Annotated in this window: 26 protein-coding genes and 1 other annotated feature; all 26 genes read left to right on the forward strand. The window is 46.4% G+C overall.

Annotated features, from left to right (window positions below; translation table 11 throughout):
* The first annotated feature begins 232 nt into the window (after positions 1-232).
* Complete coding sequence (gene cysE / locus ABMB67_RS20860; protein WP_251224425.1) at positions 233-880, forward strand: serine O-acetyltransferase; 648 nt, start codon at positions 233-235, stop codon at positions 878-880.
* Positions 881-918: 38 nt separating this feature from the next.
* Positions 919-2,316 (forward strand): cysteine--tRNA ligase, encoded by a 1,398-nt coding sequence (gene cysS, locus ABMB67_RS20865; protein WP_354573214.1) that lies wholly within the window; start codon positions 919-921, stop codon positions 2,314-2,316.
* A gap of 2 nt (positions 2,317-2,318) precedes the next feature.
* The gene (locus tag ABMB67_RS20870; protein WP_251224424.1) at positions 2,319-2,753 is read left to right on the forward strand and encodes a Mini-ribonuclease 3; all 435 of its coding nucleotides are present in this window, start codon (positions 2,319-2,321) and stop codon (positions 2,751-2,753) included.
* Positions 2,750-3,499 (forward strand): 23S rRNA (guanosine(2251)-2'-O)-methyltransferase RlmB, encoded by a 750-nt coding sequence (gene rlmB / locus ABMB67_RS20875; RefSeq protein WP_251224411.1) that lies wholly within the window; start codon positions 2,750-2,752, stop codon positions 3,497-3,499. Before ABMB67_RS20870 ends, rlmB begins: the two co-directional genes overlap by 4 nt.
* 1 nt (position 3,500) lies before the next feature.
* Positions 3,501-4,010 (forward strand): NYN domain-containing protein, encoded by a 510-nt coding sequence (locus ABMB67_RS20880; protein WP_354573215.1) that lies wholly within the window; start codon positions 3,501-3,503, stop codon positions 4,008-4,010.
* A 79-nt stretch (positions 4,011-4,089) separates the two neighbouring features.
* Entirely contained in the window at positions 4,090-4,746 is a 657-nt protein-coding gene (sigH, locus tag ABMB67_RS20885; protein WP_251195100.1) for an RNA polymerase sporulation sigma factor SigH, read from the forward strand.
* A 132-nt stretch (positions 4,747-4,878) separates the two neighbouring features.
* Positions 4,879-5,028: a 50S ribosomal protein L33 gene (rpmG, locus tag ABMB67_RS20890; protein WP_251224409.1), complete on the forward strand. Its 150-nt coding sequence runs from the start codon at positions 4,879-4,881 to the stop codon at positions 5,026-5,028.
* A 216-nt stretch (positions 5,029-5,244) separates the two neighbouring features.
* The gene (gene secE, locus ABMB67_RS20895) at positions 5,245-5,439 is read left to right on the forward strand and encodes a preprotein translocase subunit SecE (RefSeq protein WP_251224408.1); all 195 of its coding nucleotides are present in this window, start codon (positions 5,245-5,247) and stop codon (positions 5,437-5,439) included.
* Positions 5,440-5,534: 95 nt separating this feature from the next.
* Positions 5,535-6,068 (forward strand): transcription termination/antitermination protein NusG, encoded by a 534-nt coding sequence (gene nusG, locus ABMB67_RS20900; protein WP_251224407.1) that lies wholly within the window; start codon positions 5,535-5,537, stop codon positions 6,066-6,068.
* Between the two features lie 156 nt (positions 6,069-6,224).
* Positions 6,225-6,650, forward strand: coding sequence for a 50S ribosomal protein L11 (gene rplK, locus ABMB67_RS20905; protein ID WP_026673483.1), 426 nt, complete (start codon positions 6,225-6,227; stop codon positions 6,648-6,650).
* Positions 6,651-6,746: 96 nt separating this feature from the next.
* Positions 6,747-7,442 (forward strand): 50S ribosomal protein L1, encoded by a 696-nt coding sequence (gene rplA, locus ABMB67_RS20910; RefSeq protein ID WP_251195096.1) that lies wholly within the window; start codon positions 6,747-6,749, stop codon positions 7,440-7,442.
* 63 nt (positions 7,443-7,505) lie between these two features.
* Positions 7,506-7,642 (forward strand) — a sequence feature (ribosomal protein L10 leader region).
* A gap of 35 nt (positions 7,643-7,677) precedes the next feature.
* Positions 7,678-8,175: a 50S ribosomal protein L10 gene (rplJ, locus tag ABMB67_RS20915; protein ID WP_251195095.1), complete on the forward strand. Its 498-nt coding sequence runs from the start codon at positions 7,678-7,680 to the stop codon at positions 8,173-8,175.
* Between the two features lie 88 nt (positions 8,176-8,263).
* On the forward strand, positions 8,264-8,626 hold the full coding sequence (gene rplL / locus ABMB67_RS20920; RefSeq protein ID WP_251195094.1) for a 50S ribosomal protein L7/L12: 363 nt from the start codon (positions 8,264-8,266) through the stop codon (positions 8,624-8,626).
* A 95-nt stretch (positions 8,627-8,721) separates the two neighbouring features.
* Positions 8,722-9,324 (forward strand): class I SAM-dependent methyltransferase, encoded by a 603-nt coding sequence (locus tag ABMB67_RS20925; protein WP_354573216.1) that lies wholly within the window; start codon positions 8,722-8,724, stop codon positions 9,322-9,324.
* A 337-nt stretch (positions 9,325-9,661) separates the two neighbouring features.
* On the forward strand, positions 9,662-13,195 hold the full coding sequence (rpoB, locus tag ABMB67_RS20930; RefSeq protein ID WP_251195092.1) for a DNA-directed RNA polymerase subunit beta: 3,534 nt from the start codon (positions 9,662-9,664) through the stop codon (positions 13,193-13,195).
* Positions 13,196-13,316: 121 nt separating this feature from the next.
* A complete protein-coding gene (rpoC, locus tag ABMB67_RS20935) occupies positions 13,317-16,940 on the forward strand; it encodes a DNA-directed RNA polymerase subunit beta' (RefSeq protein WP_251224405.1) in 3,624 nt (1,207 codons plus the stop codon).
* Positions 16,941-17,032: 92 nt separating this feature from the next.
* Complete coding sequence (locus ABMB67_RS20940) at positions 17,033-17,281, forward strand: 50S ribosomal protein L7ae-like protein (RefSeq protein ID WP_251195090.1); 249 nt, start codon at positions 17,033-17,035, stop codon at positions 17,279-17,281.
* 109 nt (positions 17,282-17,390) lie between these two features.
* Positions 17,391-17,810: a 30S ribosomal protein S12 gene (gene rpsL, locus ABMB67_RS20945; RefSeq protein WP_251195089.1), complete on the forward strand. Its 420-nt coding sequence runs from the start codon at positions 17,391-17,393 to the stop codon at positions 17,808-17,810.
* 41 nt (positions 17,811-17,851) lie between these two features.
* A complete protein-coding gene (gene rpsG, locus ABMB67_RS20950; RefSeq protein ID WP_251224404.1) occupies positions 17,852-18,322 on the forward strand; it encodes a 30S ribosomal protein S7 in 471 nt (156 codons plus the stop codon).
* Positions 18,323-18,367: 45 nt separating this feature from the next.
* Complete coding sequence (fusA, locus tag ABMB67_RS20955) at positions 18,368-20,446, forward strand: elongation factor G (protein WP_251224403.1); 2,079 nt, start codon at positions 18,368-18,370, stop codon at positions 20,444-20,446.
* 130 nt (positions 20,447-20,576) lie between these two features.
* Positions 20,577-21,767 carry an elongation factor Tu gene (gene tuf / locus ABMB67_RS20960; RefSeq protein WP_251224402.1) on the forward strand — a complete coding sequence of 397 codons (1,191 nt, stop codon included), beginning with the start codon at positions 20,577-20,579 and terminating at the stop codon, positions 21,765-21,767.
* A 313-nt stretch (positions 21,768-22,080) separates the two neighbouring features.
* Positions 22,081-22,389 carry a 30S ribosomal protein S10 gene (gene rpsJ / locus ABMB67_RS20965; RefSeq protein ID WP_144451543.1) on the forward strand — a complete coding sequence of 103 codons (309 nt, stop codon included), beginning with the start codon at positions 22,081-22,083 and terminating at the stop codon, positions 22,387-22,389.
* 82 nt (positions 22,390-22,471) lie between these two features.
* Positions 22,472-23,101, forward strand: a complete 630-nt coding sequence (gene rplC, locus ABMB67_RS20970; protein ID WP_251224401.1) for a 50S ribosomal protein L3 — start codon at positions 22,472-22,474, stop codon at positions 23,099-23,101.
* A gap of 25 nt (positions 23,102-23,126) precedes the next feature.
* Complete coding sequence (gene rplD, locus ABMB67_RS20975; RefSeq protein WP_251224400.1) at positions 23,127-23,750, forward strand: 50S ribosomal protein L4; 624 nt, start codon at positions 23,127-23,129, stop codon at positions 23,748-23,750.
* Positions 23,750-24,040 (forward strand): 50S ribosomal protein L23, encoded by a 291-nt coding sequence (gene rplW / locus ABMB67_RS20980; protein ID WP_251195083.1) that lies wholly within the window; start codon positions 23,750-23,752, stop codon positions 24,038-24,040. The genes rplD and rplW overlap by 1 nt, the downstream gene beginning before the upstream one ends.
* 28 nt (positions 24,041-24,068) lie before the next feature.
* On the forward strand, positions 24,069-24,899 hold the full coding sequence (gene rplB / locus ABMB67_RS20985; RefSeq protein ID WP_251224399.1) for a 50S ribosomal protein L2: 831 nt from the start codon (positions 24,069-24,071) through the stop codon (positions 24,897-24,899).
* Positions 24,900-24,901 lie beyond the last annotated feature (2 nt).

The following is a 24,901-nucleotide window of genomic DNA, read 5'->3' on the forward strand; positions in this document are numbered from 1 at the left end:
AACCCTTCGTCAGACTTAACTGAAACCGCCGTATACGGATCCGTACGTACGGTGGTGTGAGAGGTCGGGGGTTAGTCGCCCCCTCCTACTCGATTATGAGGGCTCTCTCGTAATACAGCTTTTTTAGGAGAGAGGTCAGCTGAGGATCAGACGGACTGGGAGAGGCTTGTTAGTAGAGAGTAGCTATTGTAAAAGGGGGAAGGAGATCGTGAAAAAGGTTTTCCGCACATTGATGAATGATATTGATGTCGTGCTTGATCAAGACCCGGCGGCAAGAAATCGACTGGAGGTGATTTTCACCTATTCCGGTGTGCATGCCTTATGGGCGCACCGGCTTGCGCATTGGTTGTGGAAACGGTGCCGGATGTATTTTATCGCCCGGGTCATTTCGCAAGTGAGCCGTTTTTTTACAGGTATCGAGATTCATCCCGGAGCCGTCATCGGCCAGCGGCTGTTTATCGATCACGGCATGGGAGTTGTCATCGGGGAGACGTGTGAAATTGGCGACAATGTGACGATCTATCAAGGTGTGACTCTTGGCGGGACGGGAAAAGAAAAAGGCAAGCGCCATCCTACGGTAAAGGATAATGTCTTAATTGCTTCAGGCGCCAAAGTACTAGGATCGTTTACAATTGGAGAGAATGCTCGTATCGGAGCCGGCTCGGTCGTCTTAAAAGAGGTTCCTCCTAATTCCACGGTAGTCGGCATTCCAGGCAAAATTGTCATTCAAGACGGACAGCGGGTTGAACAGACGCTTGACCATCATAATCTTCCTGACCCGATTGCTGATAAATTAAAAGAGCTTGAGGAAGAAATTAAAGCATTGCGCTCGGAAAGAGAATTGCTGAACACTTCATCAAAGGAAAAGCCTTTCGCATAATGTATAGAAATTACAGTAAGAAGGAGTAGATGAGCAGGATGGCCATCCATATTTATAATAGTTTAACAAAGAAAAAAGAACCGTTCGTGCCGCTTGAAGAGGGAAAGGTAAAAATGTATGTATGCGGACCAACCGTCTACAATTACATCCACATCGGCAATGCGCGTCCGCCGATCGTTTACGATATGGTGCGCCGTTATTTGGAATACCGCGGCTATGAGGTAACCTTTATCTCTAATTTCACCGATGTTGATGATAAAATTATTCGCGCCGCCCATGAGCTTGGTGAAGATGTTTTTGCGGTTGCCAACCGCTTTATCGAGGCCTATCATCAGGACACCTGTGCGCTTGGCGTCCGGAAAGCGGATCTCCATCCGCGCGTCACGGAGACAATCCCGGAGATCATTACGTTTATCGCGACATTAATTGAAAAAGGCTACGCGTACGAAGCGGGGGGCGACGTATACTTCCGGACGAGAAAGTTTGACGGGTACGGCAAGCTTTCCTCGCAATCGATTGAGGATTTACGCTCGGGAGCGCGAATTGAAGTTGATGAGCGCAAAGAGGATCCGCTTGATTTTGTCCTCTGGAAGGCGGCAAAGGAAGGCGAAATTTCCTGGGAGAGCCCGTGGGGAGACGGACGTCCGGGCTGGCATATTGAATGCTCCGCTATGGTCAAAAAATATTTAGGAGATACGATCGACATTCATGCCGGCGGTCAGGATCTCGCTTTTCCTCATCACGAAAATGAAATTGCTCAATCGGAGGCGTTGACTGGAAAGCCGATGGCTCATTATTGGATGCATAACGGTTTTATTAATATTAACAACGAAAAAATGTCGAAATCGCTCGGAAATTTTGTCTTGGCTAATGAAATAATTCGACAGCATTCTGCAGAGGTTGTCCGCTTTTTCATGCTGACCGCTCATTACCGTAGTCCGATCAACTTCAGTGACGAGCTGCTCGAAGGGGCCAAGAGCGGTCTTGAGCGGTTGAAAACTGCCGTGACCAGCCTGGAGCACCGCCGCGAGGAGTCGGCTGATTTCGGGGAAATAGGCGATTGGCTTGAACGGATTGAGGCATTAAAGGAGCGCTTTATTACGGAGATGGACGATGATTTTAACAGCGCAAACGGAATTACCGTGTTGTTTGATTTAGCAAAAGAAGCCAACCGCTATCTCCGTGAGGATAAAACATCAATCAAGGTACTGACGGCCTTCCTTGATCAGTTCCAGGAGTTTGCCGATGTGCTCGGACTCACCTTGCATACCGATACGGAATTGCTTGATGACGAGATTGAAGCCTTGATCGAGCAACGCAATGAGGCGCGAAAGCAACGGAATTTCGCCTTGGCCGATCAAATCCGCGATCAGCTGAAGGAGCAGGGCATTGTATTGGAAGATACCGCTCAAGGTGTGCGCTGGAAGCGGGGGTAATGATGAAATTAATTGAAACAGCAACCGATTTTAAGCAACTGAACGCCCTGGCTCTCGCCTATATGGGGGATGCGGTTCTTGATATGTATATCCGCTATTATTTAATCGCGAAAGGGACCGTGCGCCCGCAGCGTCTTCACCTGGAGGCGACGCGCTTTGTCTCGGCGAAGGCGCAGGCCGTGGTCGTGCGCCGCCTGCTTGAGCAGGAGGAATTCTCGGAAGAGGAAGAAGCGGTCTTTAAGCGGGGCCGCAATGCAAAGTCAGGCTCGATTCCAAAGAATACCGACCTGAACACGTATCGCTATTCCACCGGGTTTGAGGCGCTGCTCGGCTATTTATATGTATGTGACAGACAGAGCCGGCTTGATGAACTGGTGAAAAAAGCAGTGGCGATCATTGAACAAGAATCAGAAGATGAGAAAGGAGCACCTCGATGACGCAAGAATTTATCATTGGAAAAAACCCCGTGATTGAGGCACTCAAGTCGGGCCATGCGATTAATAAAATTTGGCTGGCGGAAGGTTCGCAGAAGGGGCAGATGACAAAGGTGCTGCAGCTCGCTAAGGAGCGCGGCGTCCTCGTGCAGCATGCGCCAAAGAAAAAGCTGCAGCAGCTTGTGGACAGCGACAATCACCAGGGCGTTGTCGCCTCGGTTGCCGCCTATGAATACGCCGAAATTGATGACTTGTTTGCCGCGGCGGAGAAGAAAGGAGAAGAGCCGTTTTTTCTCTTATTGGATGAAGTCGAGGACCCTCACAATTTAGGGTCGATTCTCCGGACGGCGGATGCAGCCGGGGCTCATGGGGTAATCATCCCGAAGCGGCGGGCTGTGGGGTTGACGCAGGTTGTCGCCAAAGCTTCAACAGGAGCAATTGAATATGTGCCGGTTGCGCGCGTAACGAATTTGGCGCGGACGATGGAGGAGTTAAAGAAGCGGGGGTTATGGTTTGCAGGCACAGATGCCAAGGGAACCGAAGATTATCGCCAGGCGGCTTTCGATATGCCGATTGGACTTGTGATTGGAAGTGAGGGCAAAGGCATCAGCCGGCTGATCAAGGAAAAATGTGATTTTTTGATCAGGATTCCAATGGTCGGTCATGTAACATCTTTAAATGCTTCTGTGGCAGCAAGCCTGCTGATGTATGAAGTGTACCGGAGACGCAACCAAGTGGGTCGATCCTAGCATGAAAGACATTCTGCTCGTGGACGGCTACAACATGATCGGGGCATGGCCGGAGCTGCGCGCTTTGAAGGATAAGGATCTCGGTCCGGCGCGGGACCGCCTTGTGGAAATGCTGGCTGAATATCAGGCTTACACCGGCCACCAGGTGAAAGTCGTGTTTGATGCACACATGGTGCAAGGGAGCGGGAAAAAGGAATATCATCACCGTATTGATGTGATCTACACAAGGAAAAATGAAACGGCGGATGAACGGATCGAAAAGCTCGTCCATGACTTGAAAAGAATTGATACACGAATTCATGTCGCCACCTCAGACTTCATGGAGCAGTCGTTGACATTTGGAAGCGGGGCTTTGCGGAAGTCGGCGAGAGAGCTGCTGATTGAGATGGAAGTCATTGAAAAAGGGATTGACAAGGAAGTCGAAAAAACGCGAAAAAAGCAGCGTTCGACAAAAATTCCGCTTTCGGATGAAATGGCTGAAATTTTTGAAAGATGGCGTCGAGAGCGCTGATGTGTGGTTGACCTGCTGGAAAACTGTGCTATATAATGTTCGTATAATGGAGACAACAGCAAAGGTCGGAGGGATTGTCGTGAGCATAGACCTTCAAGAAACCGTATTTAAGCCGAGTTATGACAAAGTGAATGACGACGATTTGGTCATGTTTGTAAGAAATGGGGACAGCGCCGCGCTTGAATTTTTAATTAACAAATACAAGAATTTCGTTCGTGCCAAAGCTAGGTCTTATTTTTTAATAGGGGCTGACCATGAAGATATTGTTCAAGAAGGAATGATCGGCCTGTATAAAGCTGTCCGTGATTTTAACGGGGATAAACTGTCTTCTTTTAAAGCATTTGCTGAACTGTGTATTACGCGGCAAATCATTACGGCCATTAAGACGGCGACGCGACAGAAGCATATTCCGTTAAACTCATATGTCTCATTGGACAAGCCATTGTATGATGAAGAGTCGGATCGGACCCTGCTAGATGTCATTTGCGGAACACGCGTCACCAATCCAGAAGAGCTGTTGATCAATCAGGAAGAATTTGAAGATATTGAATTGAAAATGGGTGAACTTCTTAGCGATCTGGAGCGACAAGTACTCACCTTATACCTCGATGGCCGGTCGTATCAGGAGATTTCGGTGGACTTGAATCGCCACGTCAAATCGATTGATAATGCCTTGCAGCGGGTAAAGCGGAAACTCGAGCGTTATGTAGAGCTTAAAGGGGTTTCCTTAACGTAACAAAAGCGGCGTCTAAAGATGATGATAGATGCCGCTTTTTCCTGTTTGCTGATTTTGGGACAATTGACACCCTTCTTCCCCTGTGATAGAGTGAAAGAGTGTGTGTATTTGATGAATCGTTGGAGGTGTATGATGCGGAGTAAGGTGGTACTGGCTTGTGAGATTTGTCATTCACGTAATTATTCAACCGAAAAGAATAAGCAATCCAACCCCGCCCGTATCGAAGTGAAAAAGTTCTGCAAGAGCTGTCAAGAACACACCCTTCATCGTGAAACAAAGTGATCGGGCGGGAATGTCCGGTTCGCAAGCATATAACCGGTAATGGTCTTTCGGAAAATGATCGGACCGTTCAATGAGCTGCTTTCTCATTGAACGGTTTTAAACCTTGGACATGTTGCGTGTGAAGCTGCTTTTTGTCAAAAACTAAAAAACAAATGCTGATTTCGAATAGATAAGAGCTTGTTTGTCTATATTGATTGGTGCTGGAGGTGTCAAGCCGTGGCTGGCGGAGTGAAAGGTATTGGAAAGTTTTTTCGTGATGTCGTTCAGGAAATGAAACGAGTGTCTTGGCCTACGCGCAAGGAACTGACTCGTTATACTTTGGTTGTTATCGGTACGGTAGCGTTTATTTCGGTTTTCTTCGCAATTGTTGATTATGGGATTTCTGAACTTGTTCGTGTCCTGCTCGGATAATGTCTAAGCGTAAGCTTGGTTGAGTAACTTTGAAAAGCCGCTTTGCGGTTTTCTTATAGCACAGAGGAGGGAAGGACAACACCGTCCTAGATAACATGGAAAAAAATTGGTATGTGGTTCACACGTATTCAGGCTATGAAAATAAGGTGAAGACGAACTTGGAAAAGCGTCTGGAATCAATGGAAATGACCGATAAGATCTTCCGTGTCCTCGTCCCGGTGGAAGAAGAGACGGAAGTGAAGAACGGGAAATCAAAAACGGTTTCAAAGAAAGTTTTTCCAGGGTATGTCATTGTCGAAATGGTGATGACGGATGACTCCTGGTATGTGGTTCGGAACACGCCGGGGGTAACTGGATTTGTCGGTTCTGCCGGCGCCGGTTCCAAACCGACACCGCTGCTGGAAGAGGAAGTGGAAGCGATTCTGAAGCAGATGGGCGTTGAACAGCCAAAAGCTGATGTTGACTTTGAGCTGAAAGAATCGGTCAAAGTGAAGGAAGGGCCGTTCGCTAATTTTGTCGGCTCAATTGAGGAAATTCAAATGGACAAGCAGAAGCTGAAAGTGCACGTCAACATGTTTGGCCGTGAGACTCCAGTGGAGCTTGATTTTAACCAAGTTGAAAAGATTTAGCGAAATAACTTGATATCTGACAGCGAAGGTGATAAAATCTTCATGTTTGATATGGTTTCATTACATGAGCCATCGGGTGCATGAGTGCATCCGTTTTTTGAGTGGGAGGGCGACGAACGTCCGATAACCACATCACGGACTAAGGAGGTGTGTCACGTGGCTAAAAAGGTAATTAAAATGGTTAAGTTGCAAATTCCTGCTGGGAAAGCAAACCCAGCGCCACCGGTAGGTCCTGCATTAGGTCAAGCAGGTGTGAATATCATGGGTTTCTGTAAGGAATTTAACGCTCGTACTTCAGACCAAGCGGGTCTTATCATCCCGGTAGAAATTACGGTATTTGAAGACCGTTCGTTTACATTCATCACGAAAACTCCGCCGGCTGCTGTTCTTCTTAAGAAGGCTGCTGGAATCGAGTCAGGTTCTGGTGAACCGAACCGCAATAAAGTTGCGACAGTAAAGCGTGATAAGGTGCGCGAGATTGCTGAAACGAAGATGCCTGATCTAAACGCAGCGAATGTTGAATCTGCTATGCGTATGGTGGAAGGTACTGCTCGCAGCATGGGTATCGTGATTGAAGACTAATTGTAAGTTTCTTGGAGGTTGCAACCTGATCTAAGGTCGCAACCTTTCATAAGTGGGAGGTACTACCGCTAAAACCACAATCGAGGAGGAAATAGCATGGCTAAAAAAGGTAAAAAGTATCAAGAAGCTCTTAAGCTTGTTGACCGCGATACGGTTTATCAAGTTGAAGAAGCAATTGAGTTAGTGAAGAAAACAGCTACAGCTAAATTTGACGAAACAGTCGAAGTGGCTGTTCGCCTTGGGGTTGACCCTAAGAAAGCCGATCAACAAATTCGTGGCGCTGTTGTTCTGCCTAACGGAACTGGTAAAACACAACGTGTGCTTGTATTTGCGAAAGGCGATAAAGCGAAGGAAGCTGAAGCGGCTGGCGCTGATTATGTAGGAGAAGAAGATCTTATTAACAAAATCAACCAAGGTTGGTTCGAGTTTGATGTGATCGTTGCGACTCCTGATATGATGGCTCAAGTTGGTAAGCTCGGCCGGGTACTCGGACCGAAAGGCTTAATGCCAAACCCGAAAACAGGAACAGTTACCTTCGACGTAGAGAAGGCTGTCAATGAAATCAAGGCTGGTAAAGTAGAGTACCGTGTTGATAAAGCCGGTAACATCCACGTGCCGATTGGTAAAGTTTCATTTGAATCAGCGAAGCTTGCTGAAAACTTGAAAACGATCATTGAGACGCTTGTGAAGGTGAAGCCTGCTGCAGCAAAAGGAACGTACATGAAAAACGTTGCGATTGCTTCAACAATGGGGCCTGGTATTCGCGTCAATGCATCTGCATTTGCCAAATAAAACAAACGATTGACTTTTTCCTGTACCCTGTATATACTCTTAAGAGTGCCTGATACGGGTACATCAAAATAAAATGTCATACCGTAGACAGTAGGGGCGTACACCGCTTAAACTTCCTACCGAGGTAAGCAATAGATACAGAAGAACAACTCTGTGTTTGTCTGCCCTCATGTCTGCATGAGGGCTTTTTACATGCTTTTCGGACGGTATGGATAAAACTATGGGAGGTGTAAGGATGAGCGTATTAGAACAGAAAAAACAGGTTGTAGCTGATATCGCTGCAAAGCTTAATGCAAGCAAAGCGACGATTGTTGTCGATTACCGCGGACTGAATGTTGCAGAAGTAACTGAGCTTCGTAAGCAGCTTCGTGAGGCTGGAGTCGAGTTCAAGGTATACAAGAACACACTTGCGCGCCGCGCAACAGCTGAGGCAAACCTTTCTGAGCTGGATGCACAGCTTGTTGGTCCAACAGCAATCGCATTTAGCGATGAAGATGTTGTTGCTCCTGCGAAGGTTCTTAACAGCTTTGCGAAAGAACACGAAGCTCTTGAAATCAAAGCTGGTGTCATCGAAGGCCGCATCACAAGCGTGGAAGAAATCAAGGCTCTTGCTGAGCTACCATCACGCGAAGGACTTCTATCTATGCTTCTCAGCGTGCTTCAAGCTCCAATGCGCAACTTTGCATTGGCGACAAAAGCCGTTGCGGATCAGAAGGAAGAGCAAGGCGCTTAATGTATGTTGACCCGCCCGGCACTACGCTGGGTTTCAGATACGTGAGCTAGTAAGATACTTTAAAAAAACGAAATAGGGAGGATTTATCATGAGTAAAGATCAAATCATTGAAGCGATTAAAGAAATGACAGTTTTAGAACTAAATGACCTTGTTAAGGCAATCGAAGAAGAATTCGGAGTAACAGCTGCTGCTCCAGTTGCTGTAGCTGCAGGCGGCGGAGACGCTGGCGGTGCTGAGCAATCTGAATTCGACGTTATTTTAGAATCTGCTGGCGGATCTAAAATCAACGTTATCAAGGCTGTACGTGAAATCACTGGCCTTGGTCTTAAGGAAGCAAAAGCACTTGTTGACGGTGCTCCAGCTCCAATTAAAGAAGGCGTAGCGAAAGAAGAAGCTGAAGAAATGAAAGCTAAGCTTGAAGAAGCAGGCGCTTCTGTTGAACTTAAGTAATTGATAGTGGGAAAAGGGCTCGCAGCAGGCGGGTCCTTTTTTTCACAGAAAAGACGCCTGTGGCGTTTTTCTTATTTAGAAAGGAGTAAGGAAGGATGTCGGAACATTATTACGCAAAAAACCCTTCTGTCGAAAGCGCGGAACGAAAGTGGAGCTTTGAGCTTCGCGGCCATAAGCTGCATTTCGCCTCGGACAGTGGAGTGTTCTCGAAACGAGAAGTTGACTTTGGCAGTAAGCTGTTAATAGAGACATTTTCCTTTCCGGAGCAGGCTGGAGATCTTCTCGATGTCGGCTGCGGGTATGGGCCGATCGGTTTGACGCTTGCCAAAGAAGATGAAAGCCGAATGGTTCATATGATTGATGTGAATGAGAGAGCACTTGCGTTGGCGAAAAAAAACGGTGAGGAAAACCGGATTGCCAACTGCCTCGTTTACGAAAGCGATGGCTTTAGCCGGGTGGAAAAGCGGGACTTTGCTGCGATCGTTACGAATCCGCCAATCCGGGCTGGCAAGAAAATCGTTCATCTTATTTTCGAGCAGGCGGTTCAGCATCTGCAACCGGGCGGAGAATTATGGGTGGTTATTCAAAAAAAGCAGGGGGCTCCATCGGCGCTAGAAAAATTAGAGACTCTCTTTGCCCAAGTAGACGTCGTTGAGAAGAAAAAAGGTTACTTTATTATAAAAGCAAAAAAAGTTTGACCGAGCCTTGCTTTTGTGGTATTGTTATTTAATGCGTATAACTACCTATTTTTAGAACGCCATTTTGGCAAATGTCAAGTGGGAATTGTTGAATAATGGTGTGGAAAAGTGGTTATACTGAAATAATCGAATGGTCGAATAAGAAAATTGGTTACCGAAAACCCGTTTTCTTTTTGGTGGTTAGATAGAAAGTTACGACATTCTTCTGCTGCCTTGCACGGTTTTAAAGGTTTTGCTCAATCTATAAAGGTGCGTCATCTAGTCTTGTGCCTCGTGACGAGGGGCGGGGGTGATGCATTTTTAGATACTATAACGCGAGATTTGAGGGGTGAATCAGTTGACAGGTCAACTAGTTCAGTATGGACGCCACCGCCAGCGGAGAAGCTATGCAAGAATTAATGAAGTGTTGGAGCTGCCGAATTTAATTGAAATTCAAACAGCCTCCTACCAATGGTTTCTTGATGAGGGCCTGAGAGAAATGTTCCAGGATATTTCTCCAATCCAAGATTTCACGGGGAACTTGGTTTTAGAGTTTATAGACTATAGTCTAGGAGAGCCAAAGTACCCGGTTGATGAATCAAAGGAACGCGATGTGACCTATGCAGCGCCACTTCGGGTTAAGGTTCGTCTCATTAACAAGGAAACTGGGGAAGTAAAAGAGCAAGAGGTCTTCATGGGAGATTTCCCATTGATGACAGAGACAGGAACGTTTGTGATCAATGGAGCCGAGCGTGTAATTGTTTCTCAGCTTGTTCGTTCACCTAGTGTCTATTACAGTGAAAAAACGGATAAAAACGGTAAAAAAGGCTTTACGGCTACGGTCATCCCGAATCGCGGGGCATGGCTGGAGCTTGAGACAGATGCCAAAGATATCGTTTATGTTCGTATAGACCGCACCAGAAAAATCCCTGTGACGGTTCTTTTGCGTGCGTTAGGTTTTGGATCTGATCAAGAGATCATTGATTTACTCGGAGAAGATGAGTACCTTCGTAATTCGCTTGAAAAGGATAATACGGACGGTACGGAAAAAGCGCTTCTGGAAATTTACGAGCGTCTTCGTCCCGGGGAGCCGCCTACCGTTGACAATGCGAAAAGCCTGTTGGAATCACGCTTTTTTGATCCGAAGCGCTATGATTTAGCCAATGTGGGCCGCTATAAGATTAATAAGAAACTTCATATAAAAAACCGTTTGTTTAACCAGCGCTTAGCTGAAACATTAGTAGATCCGGAAACGGGAGAAGTGATTGCCGAAGAGGGAACTCTTCTTGACCGCCGGACATTGGATCGTATTTTGCCTTATCTTGAAAACAATGTCGGCTTCAGACATGTCCGTGCTTCAGGCGGCGTTGTCGAGGATGCCGAAATTGAATTGCAATCGATCCTTATTTATTCGCCGGAGGACCACGACGGGGAAAAAACGATCCGCGTTATTGGAAACGCAATGGTCGAGCGCGATGTAAAGCATATTACACCGGCTGATATCATTGCTTCTATTAACTATTTCTTCAATTTGCTGCACGGTGTTGGTGATACAGATGATATTGATCACCTCGGCAATCGCCGTCTTCGTTCTGTCGGTGAACTTTTACAAAATCAGTTCCGTATCGGCTTATCGCGGATGGAGCGCGTCGTGCGTGAACGGATGTCAATTCAGGACCCTAATATGATTACGCCGCAAGCGTTGATTAATATTCGTCCAGTGATTGCCTCCATTAAAGAGTTTTTTGGCAGCTCACAGCTCTCGCAATTTATGGACCAGACGAACCCATTAGCTGAATTGACGCATAAACGCCGTCTTTCGGCGCTTGGACCGGGTGGTTTAACGAGAGAGCGTGCCGGATTTGAAGTTCGTGACGTTCATTACTCCCACTACGGGCGGATGTGTCCGATTGAAACGCCGGAAGGTCCGAACATCGGGCTGATTAACTCGCTTTCTTCCTATGCGAAGGTCAATGAATTCGGCTTTATGGAAACACCGTATCGCCGTGTTGACCCTGATACAGGGAAGGTGACTTCACAAATCGATTATTTAACAGCGGATGAAGAGGACAACTATGTTGTCGCTCAGGCGAATGCCCGTCTTGCTGAAGATGGATCGTTTGTCGATGAGAATATTATTGCCCGTTTCCGGGGAGAAAACACGGTCGTGCCACGTGAGCGTCTTGATTACATGGATGTATCACCGAAGCAGGTCGTATCAGCTGCGACATCATGTATTCCTTTCTTGGAAAACGATGACTCGAACCGTGCACTGATGGGGGCGAACATGCAGCGTCAGGCAGTTCCATTGCTTGTACCGGAAGCGCCGATCGTCGGAACGGGGATGGAGCACGTGTCAGCGAAGGATTCGGGTGCGGCGATTGTCTCAAAGACGAAAGGTATCGTTGAACGTGTAACAGCGAAGGAAATTTGGGTCCGTCGTCTTGAAGAAGTCGATGGCAAGGAAGTCAAGGGTGATCTTGACAAGTACCGCCTGCAAAAGTTCGTCCGCTCAAACCAGGGAACAAGCTACAACCAGCGTCCGATCGTCTCTGAAGGTGACGTAGTCGAGAAGCGTGAAATTCTCGCTGACGGCCCTTCGATGGAAAAAGGCGAAATGGCGCTTGGACGGAATGTCCTTGTCGGCTTCATGACTTGGGATGGATATAACTATGAGGATGCGATTATTTTAAGCGAGCGTCTTGTGAAAGACGATGTGTATACATCGGTTCATATTGAAGAATATGAATCAGAAGCCCGTGATACAAAGCTTGGGCCTGAAGAGATTACGCGTGACATCCCGAACGTTGGGGAAGATGCGCTGAAAAACCTTGATGAACGCGGCATTATCCGCGTCGGGGCCGAAGTGAAGGATGGTGACATCCTCGTCGGTAAAGTAACGCCTAAAGGAGTGACGGAGCTTACGGCTGAAGAGCGGTTGCTCCATGCGATTTTCGGTGAGAAAGCGCGCGAGGTTCGTGATACGTCATTGCGTGCCCCTCACGGCGGGGACGGAATTGTTCTTGATGTTAAGATCTTCAACCGTGAGGATGGCGACGAGCTTCCTCCGGGTGTCAATCAGCTAGTCCGTGTCTATATTGTTCAGAAGCGTAAAATTCATGAAGGCGATAAAATGGCCGGTCGTCACGGAAACAAAGGGGTTATCTCCCGTATTCTTCCGGAAGAGGATATGCCTTATCTCCCAGACGGAACACCGATCGATATCATGTTGAACCCGCTTGGGGTACCTTCGCGGATGAACATCGGTCAGGTGCTTGAGCTTCACCTCGGAATGGCGGCGCGTAAGCTGGGCATTCACGTTGCTTCTCCGGTTTTTGACGGAGCGACTGAGGATGATGTGTGGGATACGCTTGAAGAAGCCGGTCTTGCCCGTGACGGGAAAACGGTGCTTTACGACGGACGGACAGGTGAGCCGTTTGATAATCGTGTATCGGTCGGGATCATGTATATGATCAAGCTTGCCCACATGGTCGATGATAAGCTCCATGCCCGTTCGACGGGACCTTACTCTCTTGTTACGCAGCAGCCGCTGGGCGGAAAGGCTCAGTTTGGCGGACAGCGTTTTGGAGAAATGGAAGTATGGGCGCTCGAAGCATACGGCGCGGCTTATACGCTGCAGGAAATTCTTACCGTTAAATCCGATGATGTCGTCGGACGTGTGAAAACATACGAAGCGATCGTCAAAGGGGAAAATGTGCCTGAGCCTGGAGTGCCGGAATCGTTTAAGGTTCTGATTAAGGAGCTTCAATCGCTTGGCATGGACGTGAAGATGCTATCGAGCAATGAAGAAGAAATTGAAATGAGGGAGCTTGATGACGAAGAGGATCAGACGAGCGAAAAGCTGAATCTTAACTTCGAATCAAAAGTATAGCTCGAAATGAAGCGGTTGGGAGCTGGTGTAAGCTGGTTCCCTCCAGCTTTCTGTCCTCTTGGATCGTTACAGACATTACTTGGTTGAATAAGTCATGGAAAACAAAAGGGAGGTAAGCCCCTTGTTAGATGTAAATAACTTTGAATATATGAAAATCGGCCTCGCTTCACCGAACAAAATTCGTTCTTGGTCAAGAGGGGAAGTTAAAAAGCCTGAAACCATTAACTACCGTACATTAAAGCCGGAAAAGGATGGTCTTTTCTGCGAGCGTATTTTTGGACCGCAAAAGGACTGGGAGTGCCATTGCGGTAAATACAAGCGCGTCCGCTATAAAGGGGTCGTCTGTGACCGCTGTGGCGTTGAAGTGACACGTGCCAAGGTTCGTCGTGAACGTATGGGTCATATCGAGCTTGCCGCACCTGTCTCGCATATTTGGTACTTCAAAGGCATCCCTAGCCGGATGGGTCTAGTGCTTGATATGTCGCCTCGTTCGTTAGAAGAAATTATTTACTTTGCTTCTTACGTCGTCACAGATCCCGGCGATACGCCATTAGAGAAGAAACAGCTGCTTTCCGAGAAGGAATTCCGGACGTATCGTGATAAGTACGGTCGCTCTTTCACAGCCCAAATGGGGGCGGAGGCGATTCGCAAGCTGCTCGCTGATATCGATCTTGAAAAGGAAGTCGGACTGCTGAAGGAAGAGCTTATTACCGCTCAAGGACAGCGTCGGACACGGGCGATCAAGCGTCTTGAAGTGTTGGAAGCTTTCCGGAACTCCGGCAATGAACCATCCTGGATGGTCTTAGATGTTCTTCCTGTCATTCCACCTGAGCTTCGCCCGATGGTTCAGCTTGACGGGGGACGTTTTGCTACATCTGACTTAAATGATTTATACCGTCGTGTGATTAACCGGAACAACCGTCTGAAGCGTCTGCTTGATTTAGGAGCGCCTAACATTATCGTTCAAAATGAGAAGCGTATGCTTCAGGAGGCTGTCGATGCGTTGATTGATAACGGTCGCCGCGGCCGTCCTGTAACGGGGCCGGGGAACCGTCCGTTAAAATCACTTTCCCATATGCTGAAAGGGAAGCAAGGTCGCTTCCGTCAAAACCTGCTAGGGAAGCGTGTTGACTATTCAGGTCGTTCCGTTATTGTTGTAGGGCCGAACTTGAAGATGTATCAGTGCGGCCTGCCGAAAGAAATGGCGTTAGAGCTGTTCAAGCCATTTGTGATGAAGGAGCTTGTCAGCAAAGGGCTTGCGCATAACATCAAGAGCGCAAAACGCAAGGTCGAACGGATTCAGCCGGAAGTGTGGGATGTGCTTGAGGAAGTCATCCGCGAGCATCCGGTGCTGTTAAACCGTGCCCCTACGCTGCACAGACTCGGTATTCAGGCGTTTGAACCAATCCTTGTCGAAGGGCGCGCGATCAAGCTGCATCCACTCGTATGTACAGCATACAATGCGGACTTTGACGGTGACCAAATGGCCGTCCACGTTCCGCTTTCAGCTGAAGCGCAAGCCGAAGCACGGATTTTAATGCTTGCCGCGCAGAACATTTTGAATCCGAAGGACGGAAAGCCGGTTGTTACCCCGTCTCAGGATATGGTTCTTGGTAACTACTACTTAACGCTTGAGCGTAAAGGCGCGCTTGGTGAAGGATCGATCTTTAAAGATACAAATGAAGCATTGATTGCATATCAGAACGGATATGTGCATTTGCACAGCCGTGTTGCGATTCCGGTAGCCTCCCTTGGAAAGACAACGTTCCGTGAGGATCAGACAGATAAGCTGCTGCTTACAACTGTCGGGAAGCTAATTTTTAATGAGATCTTGCCGGAGTCATTCCCTTATATGAATGAGCCGACAATGTCGAACCTGGAAATTGCAACGCCGGATAAATATCTTATTTCAAGCTCAGCTAATGTGAAGGAGCACTTTGCAAATAGTGAGCTCGTTCCGCCATTTAAGAAGGGCTTCCTCGGTAATATTATTGCGGAAGTATTTAAGAAATTCGCGATTGCAGAAACATCAAAAATGCTTGACCGAATGAAGGACCTTGGCTTTAAATACTCGACGAAAGCGGGTATTACCGTTGGGGTAGCCGACATTGTCGTTCTTGCCGAGAAAAAGGAAATTTTAGAAGAGGCAGAACAGAAGGTCGAAAAGATTCTCAAGCAATTCAGACGTGGTTTGATCACGGAAGAAGAGCGTTATGATCGCGTCATTTCTGTCTGGAGTGAAGCGAAGGATGTCATTCAGAATAAGCTGATGGGTACGCTTGATACAAGCAACCCGATCTTTATGATGAGTGATTCCGGAGCTCGTGGTAACGCCTCGAACTTCACTCAGCTTGCCGGAATGCGCGGCTTGATGGCCAACCCGTCAGGCCGGATTATCGAGCTTCCGATCAAATCAAGCTTCCGTGAAGGGCTAACTGTATTGGAGTACTTTATTTCGACGCATGGTGCGCGGAAAGGTCTTGCTGATACAGCCCTGAAGACAGCCGATTCAGGTTATCTGACTCGCCGTCTTGTCGATGTGGCCCAGGATGTCATCGTTCGTGAAGATGACTGTGGCACAGACCGCGGATTAGAAGTGAAAGCGATCAAGGAAGGTAATGAAGTGATTGAAGGCTTGTACGACCGTCTTGTCGGGCGTGTTGCCTTTAAGACGCTCAAGCATCCGGAAACAGGAGAAGTCTTAATTCGAAAGAATGAGCTGATCGTTGAGGATATCGCGAAGCAGATTGTGGATGCGGGTATTGAAGAAGTGATGATTCGTTCCGTCTTTACATGCGACACGCGTCACGGCGTTTGTAAGAAGTGCTACGGTCGTAACCTGGCGACAGGAAGCGACGTCGAAGTTGGGGAAGCAGTTGGTATTATCGCTGCCCAATCGATCGGGGAGCCGGGTACACAGCTTACAATGCGTACGTTCCATACCGGTGGGGTAGCCGGGGATGATATTACCCAAGGTTTACCGCGTATTCAGGAGATTTTTGAAGCGCGTAATCCGAAAGGGCAGGCAGTCATCTCGGAAATTGACGGTGAAGTTATCGACTTTAAAGATGGCGATAAGCGCGAAGTCACGATTAAAAGTGAAATGGAGACGAAGAACTATACGATTCCATATGGGGCGCGGCTCAAAGTTGCTGTCGGTGACATCATCGAGTCCGGGCAGCCGCTTACAGAAGGTTCAATTGATCCGAAAGAATTGTTGAAGGTTAAAGGAATGAACGATGTTCAGGAGTACTTGCTGCGTGAAGTGCAGAAAGTATACCGGATGCAAGGGGTAGAAATTGGCGATAAGCACGTTGAAGTTATGGTTAGACAGATGCTTCGTAAAGTTCGTGTTGTCGATGCCGGTGAAACAACCGTGCTTCCAGGTTCCCTTATCGAAATTCAACAGTTTAATGATGAAAACAAGAAAGTGCTGTTAGAGAAGAAGCGTCCGGCGACAGGCAAGCCGGTTTTACTCGGGATCACAAAAGCATCACTCGAAACCGATTCATTCCTATCAGCCGCTTCCTTCCAGGAGACGACGCGCGTGTTGACAGATGCCGCGATCAAAGGGAAGCGCGATGAGCTTCTCGGCCTGAAGGAAAATGTCATCATCGGTAAGCTTGTCCCGGCAGGAACGGGAATGGCGCGCTATCGTGATTTGAACATTTATTCGAAGTATGATGAACAGGCGGCGGAAGAGGTAGAAGCTCCGCTTGCTGATGAGGTTCTCACTCACGAATAAATTTATTTCAAGAGATGTTGACAGTGGCATATGAGGATGATAAGATATCAAAGTGTGCCTAAGATACTACCTGTTGCTTTGGAGGATGATTTATGTCTTATGAAAAAGTTTTACAGGCTGATGACCTAATTATAGGTACGAAACAAACGCTTAAGGCGCTTGATGAGGGTATTGTTTCTGAGGTCATAATCGCGATTGATGCGGAGTACCGAGTAATTTACAAAGTTGAAGCATTAGCGAAAACCAAGAATATACCACTTGTATATGTTGACTCGATGAAGAAGCTTGGAAAAGCTTGCGGCATTGAAGTCAGCGCAGCTGCTGTCGCTTTAAAAAAGTGATCGATTTTTGCCATTCGGCGCAAGCCGTCTGGCAAAAATTTTCCTTTTGCCTAGCGATGAACCACCAGGATCGGTGGTCTTAATAATTGAGAGAGAGGAGGAAAATAACATGCCTACAATTAATCAGTTAATTCGTAAAGGACGCGTCGCTAAAGTGAAGAAGTCTGACTCTCCAGCACTTAACAAAGGCTTTAACAGCTTCAAGAAGGTGCAGACAGATCTTTCATCTCCACAAAAGCGCGGTGTTTGTACGCGTGTTGGTACGATGACACCGAAGAAGCCGAACTCAGCTCTTCGTAAATATGCGCGTGTTCGTTTAACGAACCAAATTGAGGTAACAGCTTACATTCCGGGTATCGGACACAACTTGCAAGAGCACAGTGTCGTTCTTATCCGTGGTGGACGTGTAAAAGATTTACCGGGGGTACGTTACCATATCGTTCGTGGCGCTCTTGATACTGCGGGAGTTCAAAACCGCATGCAAGGCCGTTCTAAATACGGTACGAAGCGTCCAAAGGAAAAAAAGTAATCTAAAAAAATTCGGTTTAAATGTTGAAAGGAGGGGAAACAATGCCTCGTAAAGGACCAGTCGCCCGTCGCGATGTATTACCAGATCCTATTTATAATTCTAAGCTTGTCACTCGTTTAATTAACCGTATTATGGTTGATGGAAAGCGTGGTATCGCGCAAACGATTCTATATAATGCGTTTGAACTAGTGAAAGAGCGCAGTGGAAACGATCCAATGGAAGTGTTTGATCAAGCGCTTAAGAACATTATGCCTGTTCTTGAAGTTAAAGCTCGTCGTGTCGGTGGTGCAAACTACCAAGTGCCGATCGAAGTAAAGCCTGAGCGTCGTACGACATTAGGACTTCGCTGGTTAGTAAACTACTCTCGCCTTCGTGGAGAAAAAACGATGGAAGAGCGTTTAGCTAACGAAATTCTTGATGCTGCGAACAACACAGGTGCAGCTGTTAAGAAGCGTGAAGATACGCATAAGATGGCGGAAGCGAACAAAGCGTTTGCTCACTATCGTTGGTAAGATTCTATTAAATAAAATGTTCGAAAGAGGAAGGAGAAATACCCTATGGCAAGAGAGTTCTCCTTAAAAGATACACGTAATATCGGCATCATGGCTCACATTGATGCCGGTAAAACAACAACAACTGAACGTGTACTTTTTTATACTGGACGTATCCATAAGATTGGTGAAACGCATGAAGGTGCTTCCCAAATGGACTGGATGGAGCAGGAGCAAGAACGTGGGATCACGATCACATCTGCTGCGACAACAGCTGCTTGGAAAGGTCATCGGATCAACATCATCGATACGCCTGGACACGTAGACTTTACAGTTGAAGTAGAACGTTCTTTACGTGTATTGGATGGAGCTGTCGCAGTACTTGATGCTCAATCTGGGGTTGAGCCGCAAACTGAAACAGTTTGGCGTCAAGCCACAACATATGGTGTACCGCGTATTGTTTTCATTAACAAAATGGACAAAACAGGTGCAGACTTTCTTTACTCAGTAGGAACGCTTCGTGACCGTCTTCAAGCAAACGCCCATCCGATTCAATTGCCGATTGGCGCTGAAGATCAGTTCGATGGAATTATTGATCTTGTTGACATGGTTGCATACTTCTATGAAGATGACCTTGGTACACGTACTGATGCAAGAGAAATTCCTGATGAGTACAAGGACAAAGCTCAAGAGCTTCACGAATCATTAGTTGAAGCTGTTGCTGAGCTTGATGAAGAATTAATGATGAAATACTTAGAAGGTGAAGAGCTTACTAAGGATGAAATCAAAGCCGCTATTCGTAAAGGTACGGTTAACGTTGAATTTTATCCGGTGCTTTGTGGATCGGCATTTAAGAACAAAGGTGTTCAGCTAATGCTGGATGCGGTTCTTGATTACCTTCCATCACCTGTAGATGTTCCTGCGATTAAAGGAGTTGTGCCTGATTCTGACGAAGAAGTAACTCGTGAATCCAGCGACGAAGCGCCTTTCTCTGCGCTTGCGTTTAAGGTTATGACTGACCCTTACGTTGGTAAGCTGACATTCTTCCGCGTCTACTCAGGTACTCTTAATTCCGGTTCTTATGTAAAGAACTCGACGAAAGACAAGCGTGAGCGCGTCGGTCGTATTCTGCAAATGCATGCGAACTCTCGTGAGGAAATCTCAACAGTATACGCCGGGGATATTGCGGCTGCTGTTGGTTTGAAAGATACAACAACTGGTGATACGCTATGTGATGAAAAGAATCTTGTTATTCTTGAATCCATGCAATTCCCTGAGCCTGTTATCTCCTTGTCTGTTGAGCCTAAGTCAAAGGCTGACCAAGATAAGATGGGTATGGCATTAGCGAAGCTAGCTGAAGAGGATCCAACGTTCCGTACGGAAACAAACGAAGAAACAGGTCAAACGATTATTTCTGGTATGGGTGAGCTTCACCTTGATATTATCGTTGACCGGATGAAGCGTGAGTTTAAAGTTGAAGCGAATGTAGGTGCTCCTCAAGTATCTTACCGTGAAACAATTCGCCAATCTGCACAGGTTGAAGGTAAGTTTGTCCGTCAATCTGGTGGACGCGGCCAATTCGGTCACGTTTGGATTGAATTCAGCCCGAATGAAGAAGGCGCTGGCTTCGAATTCGAAAATGCAGTCGTCGGTGGATCGGTTCCTCGTGAATACATTAGTTCTGTTGAGCAGGGTGTAGAGGAAGCATTGCAAAACGGAATGCTTGCCGGTTATCCGGTAATTGATGTAAAAGCGAAGCTTTATGATGGTTCTTACCATGATGTCGACTCAAGTGAGATGGCGTTTAAGATCGCTGCATCAATGGCTGTGAAAAACGCAAAATCAAAATGTAATCCAGTTCTTCTTGAGCCGCTTATGAAGGTTGAAGTTGTTGTACCTGAAGAGTACATGGGTGATGTAATGGGTGACGTTACAGCTCGCCGTGGACGTGTTGACGGTATGGAAGCTCGCGGAAACGCTCAAATCGTTAAAGCGTTTGTTCCATTAGCTGAAATGTTCGGTTATGCAACTTCATTACGTTCTCGTACACAAGGCCGCGGAACATACACAATGTTCTTCGATCACTACGAGGAAGTGCCTAAGAGTGTTGCCGAAGAAATTATTAAGAAACAAACAGGAGAATAATTTTTCTTTCTAATTGTTTCGTGTAATATTTTGTTGTAAGCTAAGAAAGGTGATATTTATCGATGGGTAAAGCACCTTTCAACCCATAAAAATTCAATTAACTTTGTTCAATTAAGGGAGGAAATGAATCATGGCTAAGGAAAAATTTGACCGCTCCAAAACACATGCCAATATTGGTACAATTGGACACGTTGACCATGGTAAAACAACGTTAACAGCTGCAATTACAACTGTACTTGCTAAGCGTTCTGGTAAAGGTACTGCAATGGCATATGACGCAATTGATGGTGCTCCAGAAGAGCGCGAGCGTGGAATTACAATCTCAACTGCACACGTTGAGTACGAAACTGATTCTCGTCACTATGCACACGTAGACTGCCCAGGACACGCTGACTACGTTAAGAACATGATCACTGGTGCTGCGCAAATGGACGGCGGAATTCTAGTAGTATCTGCTGCTGATGGTCCAATGCCACAAACTCGTGAGCACATTCTATTATCTCGTCAAGTAGGTGTACCTTATCTTGTTGTTTTCTTAAACAAGTGTGACATGGTAGATGACGAAGAACTTCTTGAGCTAGTAGAAATGGAAGTTCGTGATCTTCTATCTGAATATGACTTCCCTGGTGATGATGTACCAGTTATCCGCGGGTCTGCTCTTAAAGCTCTTGAGGGAGACGCTGCTTGGGAAGAAAAAATTATCGAGCTAATGGATGCGGTTGATAGCTATATCCCAACTCCTGAGCGTGATAAAGAAAAGCCATTCATGATGCCAGTTGAGGATGTATTCTCAATCACTGGTCGTGGTACAGTTGCAACTGGCCGTGTTGAGCGTGGTCAATTAAACGTTGGTGACACAATTGAAATCATCGGTATCACTGAAGAGCCTAAATCTACTACTTGTACTGGAGTAGAAATGTTCCGTAAGCTTCTTGACTATGCAGAAGCTGGCGACAACATTGGTGCATTACTTCGTGGTGTAGCCCGTGATGAAGTTCAACGCGGACAAGTACTTGCTAAGCCAGGTACAATCACTCCACACACGAACTTCAAAGCTGAAGTTTATGTTCTTTCTAAAGAAGAAGGTGGACGTCACACTCCATTCTTCTCAAACTACCGTCCTCAGTTCTACTTCCGTACAACTGACGTAACTGGAATTGTTCAACTTCCAGAAGGCGTTGAGATGGTAATGCCTGGTGACAACATCGAAATGACGGTTGAGCTTATCGCGCCAATCGCGATCGAAGAAGGTACGAAGTTCTCTATCCGTGAGGGTGGACGTACTGTTGGTGCCGGCGTTGTTGCTTCAATCCAAAAGTAATTCGTTTTATCAGTAAGAGGCTGTCCCGGTGACAGCCTCTTATTTTTTTCGCTGGTATTTTATTGAATTTCAGTACTGGGGCAAAAAAGGCTTGAAATCCGTTATGGTTATCTATATAATAGTATGAGTGTGGCTAAGATAGGCATTAGGCTTGCATTGTTCGCAATGTATCAGTATAATGTTGAATGTTAGTCATTGACAGCGATGATGCGAAAGGTTGCTGACACACCAGGCCCCTTTGCCATGGCAGGGTGTAGGAAATTTTCGCGGAGTATGTCTGTTTCTAAAAATGGACGATAAAGGAGGGGCTATAATGGCAAAGCAAAAGATTCGCATTCGTTTGAAAGCTTATGATCACAGAGTCCTTGATCAATCTGCAGAGAAAATTGTTGACACGGCAAAACGTTCAGGTGCAAGTGTTTCGGGTCCAATCCCGCTTCCAACTGAAAAATCTGTCTACACAATTTTACGTGCGGTTCACAAGTATAAAGATTCTCGTGAGCAGTTTGAAATGCGTACACATAAGCGCTTGATTGATATTGTCAATCCAACACCACAAACTGTGGATGCGTTAATGCGTTTGGATTTACCATCAGGCGTCGATATCGAAATCAAACTTTAAACCGTAATGAAGAAAAGATTCTTCATTTATATGATATGAAAATGGCAAACAAAATATGAAATTATACTAGGAGGTGTAACGGATGTCCAAAGGAATCTTAGGTAGAAAAATTGGTATGACTCAAGTCTTCGCTGAAAATGGTGAAGTCATCCCTGTAACAGTAATCGAGGCGGAACCAAACGTCGTTCTTCAAAAGAAAACTGTTGACTCGGATGGTTATGAAGCAATCCAAATCGGGTTTGCTGACCAAAAGAAGGCAAATGCAAACAAACCAGCTCAAGGCCATGCTGCTAAAGCAAACACGGCCCCTAAGCGCTTCATCAAGGAAATCCGTAACGTAAATCTTGACGAATTTGAAGTTGGTCAAGAAGTTAAGGTAGATACTTTCGCTGCTGGCGATGTAGTAGATGTAACAGGAACATCAAAAGGGAAAGGTTTCCAAGGTGCGATTAAGCGTCACAACCAGTCCCGTGGCCCGATGTCACATGGTTCTCGTTACCACCGTCGCCCAGGTTCAATGGGACCTGTAGCTCCAAACCGCGTATTCAAAGGAAAAATGCTTCCAGGACGTATGGGTGGAGAAACAGTTACAGTTCAAAATCTTGAGATCGTAAAAGTCGATGCAGAACGTAATCTTCTATTAGTAAAAGGAAATGTTCCTGGAGCTAAAAAGAGCTATGTGTCTGTACAAAGCGCGATCAAAGTAAAATAAAGATTGAAAGAAAGGAGGACACATCATGCCGAAAGTAGCATTATTTAACCAATCAGGTTCACAAGTAGGAGATATCGAGTTAGCAGAATCGGTTTTTGGAATTGAACCAAACGAAAGTGTGCTTCACGAAGCTGTCGTGATGCAGCAGGCATCATTACGCCAAGGAACGCATAAAACAAAAGGACGCTCTGAAGTTCGTGGTGGTGGTCGTAAGCCATGGCGCCAAAAGGGAACTGGCCGTGCGCGTCAAGGCTCAATCCGTTCACCGCAATGGGTAGGTGGTGGAGTCGTATTCGGACCAACACCTCGCAGCTACAGCTACAAGCTGCCTAAAAAAGTTCGCCGCCTGGCAATTAAATCGGCTCTATCATCAAAGGTACAGTCGGAGGAAATTGTTGTGCTTGAGAACTTAGCATTTGATGCACCAAAGACAAAGGAAATGGCTGCTGTTCTTGCCGGTCTTTCTGTAGATAGCAAAGCGCTGGTTGTAACAGCTGATTATAATGAAGCGGTTGCTCTTTCTGCGCGTAATCTGCCTGGTGTGACATTTGTTACAGCAGACGGCGTTAGCGTACTCGATGTACTTAAGCATGATAAGCTAGTCATCACGAAAGAGGCCGTTGAAAAGGTAGAGGAGGTGCTTGCATAATGTCAAACGCTCGTGATATCATTAAGCGCCCCGTGATTACTGAACGTTCAACTGACCTAATGGGTGATAAGAAGTATACGTTTGAAGTAGACGTTCGTGCAAACAAAACACAGATCAAAGATGCGATTGAAGAGATCTTTGAAGTGAAAGTTGAAAAAGTAAACACAATGAATTATAAAGGTAAGTCAAAGCGTTTTGGCCGTTACACAGGCTTTACAGCTCGTCGCAAGAAGGCGATTGTTACCTTAACACCTGACAGCAAAGAACTTGAATTCTTTGAAGGTGTTTAAACCTATTAGAGAAGGAGGGAACTAAAAGATGGCGATTAAGAAGTATAAACCAACCAGTGCCGGTCGTCGTGGTATGTCTGTATTAGATTTTGCAGAAATCACAACGGATAAACCGGAAAAGTCGTTGCTTGCCCCTTTACACAAAAAAGGCGGACGCAACAACCAAGGTAAACTAACTGTACGTCACCAAGGTGGCGGACATAAGCGTCAATACCGCGTTATTGACTTTAAACGCACAAAAGATGGAATTCCAGGACGCGTTGCTACGATCGAATATGATCCAAACCGTTCAGCAAATATCGCACTAATTAACTATGCAGATGGTGAAAAGCGCTATATTCTTGCACCAAAAGGTCTTACAGTCGGTACAACAATTGAGTCTGGACCGAATGCAGATATTAAAGTAGGGAATGCATTACCGCTTCAGAACATCCCTGTCGGTACTGTGATTCATAACATTGAGCTAAAGCCTGGTAAGGGTGGACAGATTGCCCGTTCTGCCGGCGCGCAAGCCCAGTTGCTTGGTAAGGAAGGCGACTATGTATTAGTACGTCTGAAGTCTGGCGAAACTCGCTACATTCTTTCAACATGCCGCGCAACAATCGGTCAAGTTGGAAACCTTGAGCATGAGCTTGTTAACATTGGTAAAGCAGGTCGTTCACGTTGGTTAGGCAAGCGTCCTACTGTTCGTGGATCTGTTATGAACCCGAACGATCACCCACACGGTGGTGGGGAAGGTAGAGCTCCTATCGGACGTAAGTCACCAATGTCTCCTTGGGGTAAACCAACTCTTGGTTACAAAACTCGTAAGAAGAACAAGGCGTCTGATAAGTATATTGTACGTCGTCGTAAAAAATAAAC

It is taken from the genome of Halalkalibacter oceani (genome assembly GCF_040544555.1).
In the GTDB taxonomy this organism is placed as follows: domain Bacteria; phylum Bacillota; class Bacilli; order Bacillales; family Bacillaceae_D; genus Halalkalibacter; species Halalkalibacter oceani.

Coding starts and splice junctions, on each gene's coding strand:
- cysE (WP_251224425.1), top strand. CDS start 233: ATGAATGATATTGATGTCGTGCTTGATCAAGACCCGGCGGCAAGAAAT.
- cysS (WP_354573214.1), top strand. CDS start 919: ATGGCCATCCATATTTATAATAGTTTAACAAAGAAAAAAGAACCGTTC.
- ABMB67_RS20870 (WP_251224424.1), top strand. CDS start 2,319: ATGAAATTAATTGAAACAGCAACCGATTTTAAGCAACTGAACGCCCTG.
- rlmB (WP_251224411.1), top strand. CDS start 2,750: ATGACGCAAGAATTTATCATTGGAAAAAACCCCGTGATTGAGGCACTC.
- ABMB67_RS20880 (WP_354573215.1), top strand. CDS start 3,501: ATGAAAGACATTCTGCTCGTGGACGGCTACAACATGATCGGGGCATGG.
- rpmG (WP_251224409.1), top strand. CDS start 4,879: ATGCGGAGTAAGGTGGTACTGGCTTGTGAGATTTGTCATTCACGTAAT.
- nusG (WP_251224407.1), top strand. CDS start 5,535: ATGGAAAAAAATTGGTATGTGGTTCACACGTATTCAGGCTATGAAAAT.
- rplA (WP_251195096.1), top strand. CDS start 6,747: ATGGCTAAAAAAGGTAAAAAGTATCAAGAAGCTCTTAAGCTTGTTGAC.
- rplJ (WP_251195095.1), top strand. CDS start 7,678: ATGAGCGTATTAGAACAGAAAAAACAGGTTGTAGCTGATATCGCTGCA.
- rplL (WP_251195094.1), top strand. CDS start 8,264: ATGAGTAAAGATCAAATCATTGAAGCGATTAAAGAAATGACAGTTTTA.
- ABMB67_RS20925 (WP_354573216.1), top strand. CDS start 8,722: ATGTCGGAACATTATTACGCAAAAAACCCTTCTGTCGAAAGCGCGGAA.
- ABMB67_RS20940 (WP_251195090.1), top strand. CDS start 17,033: ATGTCTTATGAAAAAGTTTTACAGGCTGATGACCTAATTATAGGTACG.
- rpsL (WP_251195089.1), top strand. CDS start 17,391: ATGCCTACAATTAATCAGTTAATTCGTAAAGGACGCGTCGCTAAAGTG.
- rpsG (WP_251224404.1), top strand. CDS start 17,852: ATGCCTCGTAAAGGACCAGTCGCCCGTCGCGATGTATTACCAGATCCT.
- fusA (WP_251224403.1), top strand. CDS start 18,368: ATGGCAAGAGAGTTCTCCTTAAAAGATACACGTAATATCGGCATCATG.
- tuf (WP_251224402.1), top strand. CDS start 20,577: ATGGCTAAGGAAAAATTTGACCGCTCCAAAACACATGCCAATATTGGT.
- rpsJ (WP_144451543.1), top strand. CDS start 22,081: ATGGCAAAGCAAAAGATTCGCATTCGTTTGAAAGCTTATGATCACAGA.
- rplC (WP_251224401.1), top strand. CDS start 22,472: ATGTCCAAAGGAATCTTAGGTAGAAAAATTGGTATGACTCAAGTCTTC.
- rplD (WP_251224400.1), top strand. CDS start 23,127: ATGCCGAAAGTAGCATTATTTAACCAATCAGGTTCACAAGTAGGAGAT.
- rplW (WP_251195083.1), top strand. CDS start 23,750: ATGTCAAACGCTCGTGATATCATTAAGCGCCCCGTGATTACTGAACGT.
- rplB (WP_251224399.1), top strand. CDS start 24,069: ATGGCGATTAAGAAGTATAAACCAACCAGTGCCGGTCGTCGTGGTATG.